The 15,590-nt window shown below is 71.3% G+C and carries 9 protein-coding genes; 4 read left to right on the top strand and 5 right to left on the bottom strand.

Going from position 1 to position 15,590, the window contains the following annotated elements:
* Window positions 1–393: 393 nt before the first annotated feature.
* The gene (locus ACIBBD_RS34420) at window positions 394–3,210 is read right to left on the bottom strand and encodes a SpoIIE family protein phosphatase (RefSeq protein ID WP_399423517.1); all 2,817 of its coding nucleotides are present in this window, start codon (window positions 3,208–3,210) and stop codon (window positions 394–396) included.
* A 392-nt stretch (window positions 3,211–3,602) separates the two neighbouring features.
* Here ACIBBD_RS34420 and ACIBBD_RS34415 point away from each other — a divergent pair, with 392 nt between their 5' ends.
* Complete coding sequence (locus ACIBBD_RS34415; protein ID WP_399423516.1) at window positions 3,603–4,646, top strand: PP2C family protein-serine/threonine phosphatase; 1,044 nt, start codon at window positions 3,603–3,605, stop codon at window positions 4,644–4,646.
* Window positions 4,647–4,839: 193 nt separating this feature from the next.
* Here the strand turns inward: ACIBBD_RS34415 and ACIBBD_RS34410 are convergent, their stop codons facing one another.
* Window positions 4,840–7,728, bottom strand: coding sequence for a SpoIIE family protein phosphatase (locus ACIBBD_RS34410; protein ID WP_399423515.1), 2,889 nt, complete (start codon window positions 7,726–7,728; stop codon window positions 4,840–4,842).
* Between the two features lie 575 nt (window positions 7,729–8,303).
* On the opposite strand from ACIBBD_RS34410, the gene ACIBBD_RS34405 reads away from it, so the two are divergent.
* Window positions 8,304–8,528, top strand: a complete 225-nt coding sequence (locus ACIBBD_RS34405; RefSeq protein WP_399423514.1) for a hypothetical protein — start codon at window positions 8,304–8,306, stop codon at window positions 8,526–8,528.
* A gap of 691 nt (window positions 8,529–9,219) precedes the next feature.
* Here ACIBBD_RS34405 and ACIBBD_RS34400 read toward each other — a convergent pair.
* The gene (locus tag ACIBBD_RS34400; RefSeq protein ID WP_399423513.1) at window positions 9,220–11,805 is read right to left on the bottom strand and encodes a DUF262 domain-containing protein; all 2,586 of its coding nucleotides are present in this window, start codon (window positions 11,803–11,805) and stop codon (window positions 9,220–9,222) included.
* Between the two features lie 341 nt (window positions 11,806–12,146).
* Window positions 12,147–12,734, bottom strand: coding sequence for a hypothetical protein (locus ACIBBD_RS34395; RefSeq protein WP_399423512.1), 588 nt, complete (start codon window positions 12,732–12,734; stop codon window positions 12,147–12,149).
* 196 nt (window positions 12,735–12,930) lie between these two features.
* Here ACIBBD_RS34395 and ACIBBD_RS34390 point away from each other — a divergent pair, with 196 nt between their 5' ends.
* Window positions 12,931–13,368 (top strand): DUF4259 domain-containing protein, encoded by a 438-nt coding sequence (locus tag ACIBBD_RS34390; RefSeq protein ID WP_399423511.1) that lies wholly within the window; start codon window positions 12,931–12,933, stop codon window positions 13,366–13,368.
* Between the two features lie 454 nt (window positions 13,369–13,822).
* On the opposite strand, the gene ACIBBD_RS34385 is transcribed toward ACIBBD_RS34390, so the two are convergent.
* Window positions 13,823–14,722, bottom strand: a complete 900-nt coding sequence (locus ACIBBD_RS34385) for a helix-turn-helix transcriptional regulator (protein WP_399423510.1) — start codon at window positions 14,720–14,722, stop codon at window positions 13,823–13,825.
* Window positions 14,723–14,800: 78 nt separating this feature from the next.
* Here ACIBBD_RS34385 and ACIBBD_RS34380 point away from each other — a divergent pair, with 78 nt between their 5' ends.
* On the top strand, window positions 14,801–15,568 hold the full coding sequence (locus ACIBBD_RS34380) for an SDR family oxidoreductase (RefSeq protein ID WP_399423509.1): 768 nt from the start codon (window positions 14,801–14,803) through the stop codon (window positions 15,566–15,568).
* Window positions 15,569–15,590 lie beyond the last annotated feature (22 nt).

Genomic DNA, 15,590 nt, shown 5'->3' with positions numbered 1-15,590 from the left:
CGCCACCTGGAACGGTGACGTGCGGCCCATACGCGGGCCACACGTCCCGTGCGCACCCAGCCGTGCTTCCGGGTCCTGGATGGCTTCGCCGAGGTGCCCGAGGAGTACGACGGCGATGACTCAGGCGGCCAGGTCCAGTGGGCGACGAATCCCCGGTGGAAGGAGTCGCTGACGTTCGCCGTGTTGACGGAGCCGCGAGCCAGAGCGTTGGGCGCGGGGAAGAAGGCCAGGAGGATCGTTCCGGCCAGCGCAGTCGGTGTGCTGATCTGCCGCTGCGGCGTAGCAGTCGTGCGGACGACGGGATGGAAGCGTTTCACGGAGGACTCACCCGACTGGGCGGGTGGAACGCATGACACGCATTCCGGGCCGCGGCGCTCGGGGGTTCGCCTCGGCTCACTGGCCGGGATCGTCGAACTGGTCGAGATCGAACTGGTCGAGGAGGAAGTCGACCGGTGCGAGGTGCGAGGCGGCGGAAGTGCCGTCGGGCAGAACCTGTTCCGCCCAGATGACCTTGCCGCGGGTCGTGTACCGCGTCCCCCATCGCTGGGCGAACTGCGCCACCAGGAACAGCCCCCGTCCGCCCTCGTCCGTGGTCGCCGCCCGCCGCAGGCGCGGCGAGGTGCCGCTGCCGTCCGACACCTCGCAGATCAGGGAGCGTCCGTGCAGCAACCGCACGCCGACGGGTGGCGTGCCGTACCGGATCGCGTTCGTGATCAGCTCGCTGACGATCAGTTCCGTGGCGAATCCGGAGTCCTCCAGCCCCCACCGGAGCAACGTCTCCCTGCAGCGAGCCCGCACCGAGGGAACCAGCGCCGGGTCCGGCGGCACGTCCCACTCGGCAACGCGCGAGGGTGGGAACATGCGGGTACGTGCGGTCAGCAGCGCGATGTCGTCGGAGGAGTGCGACGGCTGCAGCGCGTCGATCACCGCCTGACACGTCTCCTCCGGCGTGCTGCTCCCGGAACCGCCCAAGGCCCGGCGCAACCTCTCCATCCCCAAGTCGATGTCGTGGGTGCGGTCCTCCACCAGGCCGTCGGTGTACAGCACCAGTTGTGAACCCTCCGGCAAGGCGAACTCGGCGGTCTCGAAGGGGTAGCCGCCCAGGCCGAGGGGCGCCGAGGCGGGCACCCCGGGACAGGTGACCGTCCCGTCCGGGCGCACCACCAACGGTTCCGGATGTCCCGCACGGGCCATCGTGCAGACCCCCACCACCGGGTCGTAGACGGCGTAGAGACAGGTCGCTCCCGTGACGCCCGCGCCCTCGTGGTCCTGCGCGGCGTCGCCCATGCTCTCCTCGTTGTCCATACGGACGACCAGGTCGTCCAGGTTCCCGAGCACCTCGTCCACGGGCAGGTCCAGGGTGGAGAAATTGTGCACCGCGGTGCGCAGCCGGCCCATCGTCGCCGCCGCGTGCAGGCCATGCCCGACGACGTCACCCATCACCAGGGCCACGCGAGCCCCTGGAAGCGGGATGACGTCGAACCAGTCCCCGCCCACCCCCGCCTCCGCGGGCAGATACCGCCAGGCCACCTCCAGTGCGTCCTGCTCCGGCTGCCCCCGCGGCAGCAGGCTGCGCTGCAGTGTCACCGCCATCGCGTGCTCCCGGGTGAACCTGCGGGCGTTGTCGATGGCCACCGCCGCCCGTACGGCCAGTTCCTCCGCGAAGGCGAGGTCCTCCGGCTCGAACGCGGGGGACTCCACCGTCCGGTAGAAGTTCGCCACGCCCAGCGCTACGTTCCGCGCCCGCAGCGGCACGGTCACCAGTGACCGCAGCCCGCCCTCCAGGGCCTTCCGGGCACGCTCCGGATCCTGTTCCCGCCAGCCGTGTGCCTGCGACAGGTCCGCCTCCAGCATGCCCCGCCCCTCCCGCAGCGTCTGCATCTGCGGGGTGCGGGCCGAGAACGTGATCACTTCCCCCAGTGGATACATAGGCATCGTCCGGTGGTCGCCGCCGATCGCCGCCCGGCGCAGATGCCGCCAGCCCTCCGCCGTCGGCTCCCACCCCCGCAGCACCGCGTCGAGCAGATCCACCGTCACGAGGTCGGCGAACTGCGGCGCCGCCACGTCGGCCAGCTCCTGGGCCGTACGCCCCACATCCAGCGTCGTTCCGATCCCCATCCCCGCCTCGTACAGCAGCTTCAGCCGCTCCCGCGCGATCTCGGCCCGCCCCGAGACCGCCGCCAGCTCCGTCGTGTCCCGAAGGGTCACCACGCTGCCTCCCCGGTCGGCGTGCGGGTACGTCGGCCGCTTGTTCACCGCCAGCAACCGGTCCCCCGCGAGATGCACCTCGTCGGAGACGGCATCCGGTGACGACAGCAGGCGCATGACCGGCTCCGGCAGTTCCAGCTCCCGCACCGGGCGCCCGTGCATGTGCTCCGGCAGTCCGAGCAGCCGCCTCGCCTCGTCGTTGGCCAGCAGCAGCCGCCCGTCGGCGCTGGTGATCAGCACTCCTTCCCGCACCGCGTGCAGGACCGCGTCGTGGTGCTCGTACAGCTGGGCCAGCTCCACCGGGGCCAAGCCGTGCGTCTGCCGCCGCAGCCGCCGGGACACCAGCGTCGTTCCCGTCATGGCCAGTGCGAGCGCGGCCGCGCCGCTGCCCAGGATGATCGGCAGCTGCGGCAGCCACAGTGCCGACAGGTTCTTGACCGTGATTCCGGCGGAGACCAGGCCGACCACCTCGCCCCGCGAGTCGGTCACCGGGACCACCGCCTGCACGTTCGTCCCCTTGCCCACGGGCAGGGGCGGCCCGCCGGCCTCCTCGACGACGGTACGGCCCTGCAGCGCCGGTTCGATGGTGCCGACGAACTTCTTCCCGATCTCCTGCGGATACGGGTACGTATAACGAATCCCCGTCGTGCTCATGGCGACGACGAAATCCACGCCCGCACGCTTGCGCGCCTCCTCGGCCCGCGGCTGGAGCACCGCTGACGGGTCCGGGCCCTGCAGCGCCGCGGCCGTGCCAGGGGCACTCGCGAACGACTGGGCGGCGACGACCGACTCCCGCCGCCCCTGCTGCAGAGCGTCACGCTCCGCCTGGAGCATCATGCCCACCACCGCGGCCGCGACCAGCAGGACCACGATGACGACCTGGAGAAGGAACACCTGACCGGCCGCACTGCGCAGGTTCAGCAGGGAAGCGTGACGTGCGCGTGACGGTCCGACGGGCGGATGACGTTCCGGGCTCCGAGGGCGCCCGGAAAATACCTCCATACACCCTTGATAGCACCCCTGTGGGGCAGCCGACACTGATCAAGTCCGTCGCGCGGCTGCCGCGTCGCGGCCCACCGGGGGCTTTCGTCGCCTCGCCTTGTCCACGACCAGCACAGCGCGTACCCGCGCTGCTGTGGCTCTTCGCGTGGTCCGGAAGCGCCGGGCGGATGCGCGGGGACGGCTTCGTACGGAGTCCCGCGCGAACGCCGGAAGCCGCCGCGCATGAGACGCACCGCCCGGTCCAGCGGCTGGTCGGCGCGCTTGGGCGCACGCACTCTCACAAAACGAAGTCCGTTCTGCACCGATAAGATACTTATGTGATCAGGACAGTGCGGTCTCGGCGGCACCGCCTTCCCTACGGTGGCCGACGCGAGACCGTAGTGCTGTCGCCCGTGATCCTTACCGTCCTCATCTCCGGCCTGGCCTTCGCCACTCCCAGGGAGATCGCCTTCAGCCGTCTCCTGCCCGCCGCACCCGCCCTCGCCGCCGCGATGTGGCCCGTGGTCCCGACGATCCTGCTGGGGGCGTTCTGCCTGCTGGTCATGATCGGGCTCAGCTTCGTCTACTCCGATCTGGGAACGCCCTACACGGCGGGTGCGATCGCCGCGGTCACTTTGGCGGCCGCCTATACCAGCCATCTCCGCCTCCAGAGAGAGGAGGCACTCTTCCAGATCCGGCTCGTCGCGGACGCCGCTCAGAAGGTGCTGCTGCGCCCGCTGCCGCGCCGGGTCCAGAACGTCGAGATCGAGTCGCTGTATCTGGCGGCCCAGGAGCAGGCCCGGATCGGAGGCGACTTCTACGAGGTGGCCGACACGCCGTACGGGGTCCGGCTGCTCATCGGTGACGTGCGCGGTAAGGGGTTGTCGGCGGTGGGGGCTGCCTCGGCGGTGATCAACTGCTTCAGGGAGAACGCGTACGACCAGCCCGACCTGAGGGGCATCATCCGTCGCCTGGAGACCAGCCTGGGCCGTTACAGCGTCGCGATCCTCGACCCGGACCAGCCTGAGCACTTCGCCACCGCTCTGATCGCCGAGATCCAGTACGGCGGTGGGCACGTGAGAATCCTCAACTGTGGGCACCCCCCGCCCCTCCTGGTGCAGAGCGGGGAGATCCGCGTCCTCGAGCCCACCGCCCCCTCGCCGCCCCTCAACCTCGCGGCACTCCTCGGAGACGACTACACCGTCGACAGCATCGACTTCACCTCGGGCGACCAGATGCTGCTCTACACCGACGGTGTGACGGAGACCCGGGACCGTACCGGTGCGTTCTTCCCGCTGCCGGAGTGGATGCGGGAGCTCGGCCCGGCGGCGCCCCGTGAGCTGCTGGACCGGCTTCACCGGGACCTGCTCCGCTACAGCGGCGGAAGGCTCGATGACGACATCGCGGCCGTCGCCGTCCGCTGTGGGCACCACGGGGCTCGAACACGCCGCACGTAGGTCGCCGGAAGCCGTGGTGCGGCTGCGTCCGCCCCGGCCAGAGGCCACCGCACCGATGGCGCGGCGCGCCCTGCACGGCGACGGGTTCCCGGTCTCGGAGGGCTGCCAGGGGGCCGCGGCCCCTCGCCCGGGGGCCCTCCCCACGGCTCATGGTCTGCGCGACCGTGCTTCGGCCGTGGTGCCGGCCGGCGGGTCAGCCGGGGTCGTCGAACATGGCCAGCAGCGCCTGCTCGTCCGTCTCGGGCGCAGCCTGCTCCGGCTGCGGAGTCTGCTCGGCCCACACCGTTTTGCCCTGAGGCATGTAGCGGGCACCCCAGCTCCTGGTGAACTGCGCCACGAGGAACAGACCGCGCCCGCCCTCCTCGGTCGTGGCCGCCCGTCGGATGCGCGGAGAGGTGTTGCTGCAGTCGGAGACCTCGCAGATCAGTGAGTCGTCGCGCAGCAACCGCAGGCCCACCGGTCCCCGCCCGCCGTACCGCACGGCGTTGGTGACCAGTTCGCTGACCACCAGCCCGGTGTTGAAATCCAGCTCGGACATGCCCCAGTCGGCGAGCTGGGCCCGGGTCAGCGCCCTGGCCCGCGCCACGACAGAGGAGTCGGACGGGAACTCCCAGTACGCCACCCGGTCCTCGGGCAGCGCGTGCACACGGGCCAGCAGGAGTGCCACGTCGTCGTGCGGGCCACCGGGCGGGAGGGTGTCCGCGACCCGGTCGCAGATGTCCTCCAGCTCCGGACCGGCGAGCTTCAGCGAGTCCAGCAGTTGCCCGGTGCGCGCGTCGGTGTCCTCGTAGCCGCGGCTCTCCTTGAGCAGGCCGTCGGTGTACATCGTCAGCAGGCTGCCCGCGGGCAGCTCGACGGAAGCGGACTCGTACGGCTGGATTCCGCCGAGACCGAGAGGCGGACCGGCCGGGAGGTCGATCAGCTGCGGCTGCCCGCCCGGCGTCAGCAGAGCGGGCGGCGGATGACCGGCCCGCGCGGCCGTGCAGCGGCAGGACACCGGGTCGTATATCGCGTACAGGCAGGTCGTCCCGGTCGCGGGGTCCTCATCGTCGGCCGATTCGTCGGGGGTGCGGCTGACCAGGTCGTCCAGGTGGGCCAGTACCTCCTCGGGCAGCAGGTCCAGTCCGGCCAGCGTCCGCACCGCCGTACGCAGCCGGCCCATGGTCGCCGCCGCCTGCAGACCGTTTCCGGGCACGTCGCCGACGACCAGCGCCACGCGCATGCCGGACAGCGGGATCGCGTCGAACCAGTCCCCGCCCACACCTGCCGTGGCGTCCGCGGGCAGATAGCGGGAGGCGAGGTCGACGGTGGTCAGCCGCGGCAGGACGTGGGGCAGCAGGCTGCGTTGGAGGGTGAGGGAGGCGTGATGCTCCCGGCGGTAGCGTCGGGCGTTGTCCATGCTGATCGCGGCACGGGCCGCCAGCTCGCCCGCCAGCGTCAGGTCGTCCTGCTCGTACGGCCTCGTCCTGCCGCGGCGGTAGAACCCCGCCAGGCCCAGGACGGAGCCCCGCGCGGACAGCGGAGCGCCCAGGTAGGAGTGCACGCCCTCGCCGAGCAGGTCGACGGGGTGCACCCGGTCGGCCGGGTGCCCGGCCAGGGCGGCGGTCGACACCGAGTCCGTGACCGGCTGCCCGGTGGCCAGGCACCGCGCCTGGGGTGTACCGGCGGGATAGCCGGCCGGCTCGTTCACGCCGCCGTCCCAGGTGTCGCGGGAGTCCTCGCCGGCCCAGGCGGCCACCCGGCGCAGCGCCACGTCGTGGGGCGGTCGTCCCGGCGGTGGCTCTTCGCCCGCCAGGACGCTGTCGACCAGGTCGACGACGACCAGGTCGGCGAAGCGGGGTACGGCGATCTCCGCCAGTTCCTCGGCGGTACGCCCCAGGTCCAGAGTGGTGCCGAGCCGGAGGCCTGCCTCGTTCAGCAGGGACAGCCGCCCGCGTGCCTCGGCAGCGAGCCGGCCGACGCCAGGCTCGCCGACCAGCAGCAGCCACGCGTCGGTCGGTCCGGCGGCGTGCGGTTGCGCCGCCGCGTCGGTGGCATTCGCCGCCGCGTCGGTGGCATTCGCCCCCGCGTCGGTGGCATTCGCCGCCGCGTCGGTGGCATTCGCCCCCGCCGCCTCGGTGGGCCGGTCCAGGAGCGGCACATGACGACCGTCGGGGGCGGTCACGGTGGCCGCGCCTCGTGTACCCGCACCGCGGGTGTCCTCGAAGCTGACCTCGACGGCCGCCCCCTCCGCGTCGCCGTGGTGCAGCTCCCGGCGGCGCAGGATCGCCGTGCGACTGCCCGCAAGGGGCACCTCGGCGAACGCCTCACCGGTCGAGGAGATCAGCTCGACGGCCCGCTCCAGCAGTATCAGCCGCTCCTGCGGGGCCAGCCGGGGCGGCGGTTCGCCGAGCCGGGACAGCTCTCCGGAGCCGAGCTCCAGCTCGACGTGCCCACCGCGCTCCCTGGCGCGGCGGAAGGAGCGCATGAGGTCGCGCTCGCGGGCCGTGCTCAGCTCCAGCAGGCGTTCCCCGATGCGTTCGGTGGCGTCCTGCAGGGCCAGCGCCATGCCGGGGTCGGCCAGCGCCCGGGGCACGGAGAGGTTGACCGCGCCGCGCACAGTGCCGCCCACCGGGTCGCGCACCGGCGCGGCCATGCAGGTCAGCTCCTTGAGGTCGTGCAGGAAGTGTTCGTGGCCGACGACCACGAACGGCGCCCTGGTGCTCAGCACCATGCTGACACTGCTGGTCCCCATGAACCGCTCGTCGACGTTGGCGCCCGGCACCAGGGAGGCGGCGTCCATGAGCTTCAGCCCCACCGGGGCGCCCCACCGCTCCAGGATGTTCGCCCGCGAGTCGGCCAGCGCCACGGTCACCGGTACGCCCGAGAAGCGTTCCCACAGGCGGTCCAGCACCGGCGTGGCAGCCCTGACGAGCCGGGAGTCGGGATCCAGGTCACTCTCGATCGGCAGGACCGGCCGCTCGCGGTCAATGCCGAGCGACTGCGAGCGCTGCCAGGAGGCAAGGATTTCAGGGCGGACCCCGGCAACCGGTGGCGCCCGGTCACCGTGATCGCTGCCCGAAGGAGTTGGATACGGCTCCACGGGACCAGGATAATCGGGCAAATGGTGCATTTGCTCCGGTGTGGATGTTCACCCCCCCCATGTTTCGGGGAGTGAAGGGGCCCAGCCCGTCTTCGAAGGTGCACGCGCCGAACTAGTCGCGCGGCCGCGAGCAACGCTGACAAGCGGTTTCGCGGGGTGGTGGGCGGTAGGCACGCACTCCTCACTTCCCAGGGCGGGCAGGGACTGTCCTGGCGCTCGTAGGACGCTGTTCCGACAGGGCGTCCCGCCCGGCGGACTGCTGTCTGCCGTATGAGCCCCACACCTGGATCGCGGTCGTAGCCGGTCGGGACCAGGGGCTCGAGCTCCGATGTGCTCCGCATGAGCCATGCGACGGCGCGAAGCGTCAGCGGTCGGCTCGCCTCGGCTCGGCCGCACGGCGCTCCTCTCGCCGGCAGGCCCGTTCCGCCAGTGGTACTTGCTGGTCGCCCATCGAGGCGGCATGGCCGCATCTGATCGTCTCAGGCGGGCTCTGGCCGACGCTTGCAGCGGCCGTGGAGGGGCGCCGCTGTGTCCTCTGGGTGGCTCGGGCTCGAGCAGGGGAGCAGGCTGGAGAGGTGGCCACTGCTCCGATCGTTGTGCACCGACCGTCTCCGTCCGGGGGCCGGCGCGTCACCGCCCACGTGCACGGCCACGACGAGATCCTCGGCACGGCATACTCCGATCACGATCTGATCGTCTTCCTCGAAGCAGCGGGCGTGGGCGACTCCGAGCGCGTCATGGATGATCCGGAATGGGTCGAGTGGCGTGGAGGTCGAGCACATCAGTGGTCAGCCGCCTGACCCCGCGGGCGCCGTACGGGCCGGCATGCGGGTGTCCGAGCGCGGTGTCGTCGCCATCGGCGCTTCCCAGCTCCAGCCCGGTGAGTACCAGGCCTACGTCCATGACCCCGGTTACCAGGAGAGTGCCCGCAAGGCAGCGGCCGAGTGGACCGCGCAACTCAACGTGGCCGTGCAGGCGGTGAACCACGCCGACGAGGGCTTCAAGCTCACCCTCGCTGCCTTGGTGCAGGACTCCAACCTCCTGGACGGCACGATCAACGGATTCAACCGGGAACCGGCTCTCAGCCCTTACCCGTCCCTGGAAGCAGCCGCGAAGGCGCAGCACGTCCCGAAGGACAAGACCGAGGTCGCCGAATGGTGGCGCGACGTGTGCCCGCCGCCTGTGAGGGCGGCGGGCACGCCGCACCCCCCGGAGAAGCCACCGACTGTCCGAGATCGACATGGCCGAACTGATCGCGAACGCGGCCCTGCACGGCCGGGTGCGGGGCAGGAACGCACGCCCCAATACCCTGCGATCGAGGTCACCGACGCGCAGACGAACGTCTGCCCGTGCCGACTCCGGCCGCTGGTGCCGAGAGCGAGTCCGGGCGGGGCTCGCTCCTCGTCGGCTCGCTCGCGGACGCCTGGGGCTGCGAGCCGTCCCCGTCGGGCGGAGAGACGGCGTGGGCGACGTGTGCCCGGCGGGCAGCCCTCAGGACGTGCCCCGGCCCTCCCAGCGGTCCCGGAACCACGTCAGGGTCTCGGTGAGCAGCTCCCGGTTGCGGTCGTTCTCCAGCAGGGACAGCCGGATGTTGGGGCGCAGTTCCAGCTTGCCCTCCGGGAGGTCGACACCGTCCAACGCGTTGAGGCGCGTGAGGAGTTCGGCGCGCAGCGCGCGGTCGGTGAACGGCGCCCGCGCGGCCATGTACTGGAACACCACCTCCGCCGTGCCCCCGCGTCCGGCGCCGGGGTAGAGCGTCATCGGCCAGATGCCGCGGCCTGGGCCGCCCGTCTCGCCGAGCATGAGGTACGCGCTCGTGGTGACGTGTCCCGCGCCGTGGCCGATCCAGCCGCCCAGTGCCTCCCAGTGGGCGAAGAGCGCGCGGATCGCTTGCACCGTCTCGGGGGAGTCGTCCGCGGCGAGCTGGCGGAAGAACCGTTCGGCGCGGGTCTCCTCGCCCGCTGCTTCCGCGGTTCCGTCCTGAGCGGTGTCCTCGCCGTCCGTCCGGTCGTCGTCCGTGCCGGCGAGCAGCGCGGCGAGGTCGTCGACAGTGAGCCGCTGGGCCGGGTCGGCGGCTCCGGTGGCCGTGAACCGGACGCCGTCGGCGGCCAGCCGGGCGCGGACGTCGTCGCTTCCCGCCTCCTGGGGCGTCGCCCACCGGAAGCCGTCGGAGACCTTGCCCGCGGAGGTGAGGACGCGGTAGGCGTTGGCCACTCCGGGGGTGTTGGCCAGGTGGTTGCCCACGGCCTGGGCGCCGGAGCCGAGGAACGCGGCGAGGTCGCCGTAGGAGGTCCAGGTCCCGTGGGGGAGTGCGGCGAGGACCTGGTGGGCGAGCTGCCAGTCGCGGTTGCGCTCCGCGCGGCCGACTCCGCGCAGCGGGGCCGGCCACAACGCGATGGCGCGGTCGGCGAGTTCGTCGGCGCGGGCCAGGATCTCGCGCACGCCCCAGCGCTCGGTGGCGGCGATGCGGCGGTTCATCTCCAGGTGGCTGCCCCGCAGCAGGTCCTGTTTGCGCTCGAAGGGGTGGTTGGACAGCTCCGCGTTGACCGCGGTGAGCGTCAGGTTGCCGAGGGTGTGCTGGAACCGGGCGTGCAGTTCCTCCGCGGTCTCGTCCTCGTCGGCCTCCTCGCTCAGCGCGCGCAGCCACTCGTCGCCGGGCGACTGCGGCATGACGTGCTCGACGGTGAGCTGCGCGGCGGCGAAGTCGACCGGTTCGGGATGCCCGTAGCTCTCCTCCAGCCGTTGCAGCACCAGTTTGCGCTGCTGCCACCGGCCGTACTGGTAGAACGGCGCCGTCCTGATCTTCTCGCGCAGTTCGGCGTCGTCGGGCCAGAAGCGGTTCTCGGAGGAGAGGAGCCGGTGCAGCCCCTCGGTGACGGGCACGTCGAGCGGGAGCTGTCCGGGCACGGCCTGGAAAACCCGGTTGAGGTTGTTGGTCGGGACCCGGCAGATCATCCGGCGGACGAGGAAGCTCTCGATGTACGCCAGGGCGCGGGCGGTCTCGGAGGAGTCCAGCTCCCCGCGCTCGCGCCGGTCGAACAGCAGCATCAGGGCGGGGTAGGTGACGGCCGCCTGCCACGCGTCCAGGCGGCGGAGCGCGGCCCGGACCGCGGGATCGGGTTCCTCCTCGGGGTGCAGCAGCCGGCGGAAGCAGGCGCCCCGGCGGTGCAGTTCCCGGATGTAGTCCTCGATCTCCGCCTCGCCCGTCCTCCTCTCCTCGAAGCGCTTCTGCTGGGCGGCGTACAGGTCCTGACGGCGGACCCGGTCGTCCCCGTCGAGCACCAGTTGCAGCCACATGAGCTGTTCCAGCTCGTCGTTGCTCAGACTGTCCTGCAGGGGGAGCCAATAGGTCTCGTAGACGTGCTCGCCGCGCGTCGGAAGCCGCATGAAGAGGTAGTTGCGCAGCAGGTCGGCCTGGCTCAGCTTGAGTCCGGTGTTGTTGAGCGACTCGAAGATGCGGTGCACGTTGTCGCCGCGCTCGGCGGTCACCGCTACCAGCGTGAGCCGGGAGGTGATCGCCTGCTCGATGCGGAACACGTCCTGCGGGGCCGCCGGATCGTCCGCCTCGACGAGCTTCTTGCGGAAGAAGGCGTAGGCGGTGGCGACGCCGCTGCCGGTGCCCTGGTCGGTGAGGGAGCCGCGGATGTGGGCGGCGAACTGCGGCCGGTCCGCCTGCGTCGGCAGCAGGCGGAGGTGGTCGTTGCCGTTCTTCCGCTTGTTGATCAGGTATTCCTCGTTGATGCGCTCGGCCTCGTCCGGCTCGGCGTCCGCGACGTGATCGCGGATGGCGGCCAGGGCCAGGGACAGCGTGGTCAGCCGCTGCTGGCCGTCGACGACGAGCCAGCGGGGGAACGTCGCCTCGTTCTGCGGCGACGGTGCGAGCACGACCGAACCGAGGAAGTGCGTGCTCGCCTTCTCCTCCGCCGACTCGAGCAGCTCGGCCTGTTCGAGGATGTCGCTCCACAACTGCTTGAGGTGCTTCTCGGTCCAGGAGTACGTCCGCTGGTAGAGCGGCACTTGGAACTGCTGCGCCCGGCCCTGCACGAGGTCGGCGAACAACGTCTCCTTGGCCTGCATATGGCCCCCTTGATCCTCGATCGTCCGCCGCTGATTACACCAGGCCAGGTCGGCCTCCGTATCGGAAAAGGCCCAAGAGGTGCGGAAGTACGGCGTGTTCGGTCGTACCGCCGGTGTGGTGATGGCCGGGCCGGTTTCGGTGAGTGCCGGTTCCCGGACTCCGCGGGCTTCTCCCGGTCCGGGACGTGCCGGCAGCCCCGGCCGGTGAACCGCTCGCTCCGCCACCCCGCACCGGTCGCGCAGCCGGCGACGCCGGGATGATCCACGCGGTCACGATCACCTGTGCAGTTCCCCGTGTCCCTGACGGAGCGCTGTCTGCCCCGTGCCGGCGTTTCCGGCTGTCAGTTGAAGATGTCCAGGAGGTCCAGCCCGGAGCCTGCATCGTCGGCGGGGCGGGACCGCGTCGGGAGCGGATCCGGGTAGGTCTCCGCTGCGGCCCTCGCGCGGACGATGTCGGGCCCGCCGCACGCCGCGACCGCGAAGGCGCCGAAGACCTTGGCGAACGCGGCCGGGTCGCGGAACTCCACGCCGAACGCTCGGCCGTCCCGCAGCGGCACCCACACCACCCGGTCGAACCGTTTCCATTCCAGCACCGGCTGGGCATCCGCGGTCGACCGCCCCTCCAGCCACAGCCGCGCCACGTGCAGCAGGTTCACCGACTCCATCGGCAGCCGCTTGCGCCGCACCCGCAGTTCACGCGCCGTCAGCTCGACGCGCTGGTCCTTCTTCGGGTACCAGACGACGCCGATCCCGAACGGCACCCACAGCAGGATCCCGATCATCGGCCAGGCCACAGCGTCACCCCACGACCGGAGCAGCCCGCCGTCCAGCAGGTACAGGGCACCGAAGACCACAACCCACTTCGCCGTCATCCGCCAGAATCCGCTGCCCTGCCGGTACAGGACCCGTCGCTTCCCCGTCATCGCCATGCCCGCACGCTATCCGCCACTCCGCAGCTCACCGTAGGCACCCTTCGCCACCGGGGGGTGGCGTCACCGACGCGACCCGTCGGAGTCCGGGGCCGATGCGCCAGGTCCGAGGACGCAAACGGGTCCTGCTCGCCCCGTAATCGTGTTGTCGGTGCCTGATGGGAGGATCCCGGCAAAGCCATGGAGGGAGATCAGCATGGGCACCTGGGACATCGGCCCCTTCGACAACGACACGGCTGCTGACTTCGGGGGAGACCTGGACGACGCAGCCATGGAGGAACGAGAGTCCATGATCCGCAGCGTGCTCGAACGCGCCGTCAACCCTGCCCGCGAACTGGACGCCCCCGACGCCGAGCGAGCTGTGGCTGCAGCGGCCCTGGTCGCCGCACAGCATCCTGATGGCGAGCCGACGTGTTCGGTCTATGGTCCCGCGGAACCGATACCAGCGCTCCCCTCAACCCTCCGAAGGCTCTCAGTCGATGCTCTGGACCAGGTCGTCTCTGAACCGTCTGAACTTGCCGAGCTGTGGGGCGATACGCCGGACGGTCCGAAATGGCGCCAAGGCATCACTCGCCTCCGCGACGTCCTGGACCCGCCGGTCCCGCCACAAGAGGAAGCCCTCTTCGATGTCTGACCGGTAACGCACGAACGGCGCGGGCCTGACAGCGGCGGGGACCGAGGGGGCCAGGGAGGCCCCCGGCCGCCGTCACGACCATCCAGTTCGACCGTCAACGCGAAGGTGCACCCGCCCAGGCCCAGGAAGCCGGTCTTCACGCCCCACCCACCCGGGGCTCTGGCCTACTCGCTGATCTCGATGGCTCCGTTGCCGGACGGCTTCGCCGCGGCGGGGCCCGGTACGTGCTTCTGCTGGGTGATGCCCTGGAGGAGCTGGGTCAGGTCGCGACGTCGGCATGCAGAAGTGCACGAACCGAGGTGCCGCGGATGTTGGTGCGGTGCATCCGGTCCAGGCGGCGATGCCGTCCTGGGCGAGGCGCTCGGCGTGGCCGAGAACCGGGGCGAGTGCCATCTGTACCGGTGACGAAGTCATGCCGCCCGCCGTCCCCCCGGCGTGACGAACAGCACCAGAATCAGTAGCCGACGCTGCGGTGAGGAGCGCTGTCAGCGTGTCGGCCGGTGACTTCCTGGGTGCCGAGGACGGCGAGCAGGTCGAGGAGCTCGGCGCTGTCGGTGCCGACCGCGGGGGTGAACCAGAGCAGCCGCTGCCGGCCGTCCTCGCTGAACAGGTTGAGGCAGTTGACCTCGATCAGACCCAGTCTGGGGTGGTTGAGGCGTTTGCGGTCGTCGCGCCGGAACGCCACTTCGTGGTCGGCCCACAGGGCAGCGAATTCGGGGGAGGTGTCGAGCAGCGAGGCGATCATCGAGCTGGCTTCGGTGTCTTTGGCGTCTCGTCTTGCGGCGGCTGCCCGCAGGTCCGCGACGAACGCCCGGGACTGGTGCTCGTGATCGGCTTCGGGATACAGCTGCCGGGCATCGGGGTCGGTGAACCACCGGTGGACGAAGCTGGCCCGAGCGCCGCGGAGGCCGGAGTGGTCCCCGAGCAGCGCCACCGCCAGCGGGTTCTGCACGAGGGTGACGTGCAGGTCGGTGATGACCTGCGCGGGTGTCGAGGTCAGACGGGTGAGCAGGTCGAGCATGCCGGGGTGGACGTGCGAGGCGGCTCCGCCGTGTGCGGGCACCGGGCGGTCGGCCAGGCGGTAGAGGTAGTCGCGCTCATCGGCGCTCAGGCGCAGAGCCCTCGCCAGCGCGGCGATCATCTGCTCGGAGGGCTGGGACCCGGCGCCGCGTTCGAGTTCGTTGTAGTAGTCCACCGATGCGCCGGCGAGCTGGGCGACCTCATCGCGGCGCAACCCGGGCACCCGGCGGCGGGGGCCGTGGGGGAGTCCCACGTCGGCCGGGCGGATGCGGGCACGCCGGGAGCGCAGGAAAGCTCCCAGCTCGGTGTATTTCGCGGAACCCATGCCTGCCATTGTGCGTCCGGCCGGGCCACCGACACAGGGGATGACGTCCCCTGGTTCCGCCAGCGCGTGCCGCGCATCGTGGAGGGCATGAACACGAACCACCCCACAACCACTCCTCCTCCGGCGGCCGCGCGGGTTGCCGTGGTCACCGGCGGATCACGCGGCATCGGCCGGGCGGTCTCCCTCCAGCTCGCCCAGGACGGCCTTGCCGTGGTGGTGAACTACGCCCGCGACGCGGCTGCCGCCGAGGAGACGGTGGCGGCGGTCACCGCCGCCGGCGGGCGGGCCATCTCCGTGCAGGCGGACGTGGCGGACGAGCACGCGGTCACCGCCTTGTTCGACCGGGCGGAGCAGGAGTTCGGCGGCGTGGACGTCGTGGTGAACTGCGCCGGCCGACTCGCTCTGTCGCCCATCGCCGACCTCGACCTCGCGCTGCTCGACGCCGTGCACCGCACCAACATCCGCGGCACCTTCGTCGTCGCCCAGCAGGCCGCCCGGCGACTGCGCGCGGGCGGGTCGTTCGTGGGGTTCTCGACCTCCGTGGTCGGCACCCAGTTCCCCGCCTACGGTGCGTACGCTGCCAGCAAGGCCGCCATCGAGTCGATCACGTTGATCCTGGCTCGCGAGCTGCGCGGGCGGGACGTCACCGTGAACACCGTCGCCCCCGGTCCCACGGCCACGGACCTGTTCCTCGAAGGCAAGACGCCTGAGCAGATCGACCAGCTCGCCAAGACCCCGCCACTGGAGCGACTGGGCACCCCGCAGGACATCGCCCAGGTGGTCGCCTTCCTCACCAGCCCGGCAGGGCACTGGGTGAACGGGCAGGTCCTGCGGGCCAACGGGGGCATGGTGTGAGTACCCAGCCGAACGTCGTGGT

Origin of the sequence: Streptomyces sp. NPDC051315 (assembly GCF_044455165.1) — a bacterium.
Taxonomy (GTDB): Bacteria; Actinomycetota; Actinomycetes; order Streptomycetales; family Streptomycetaceae; genus Streptomyces.
The sequence above is the reverse complement of the archived record's forward strand: the minus strand, read 5'-3'. Positions and strand labels throughout refer to the sequence as shown.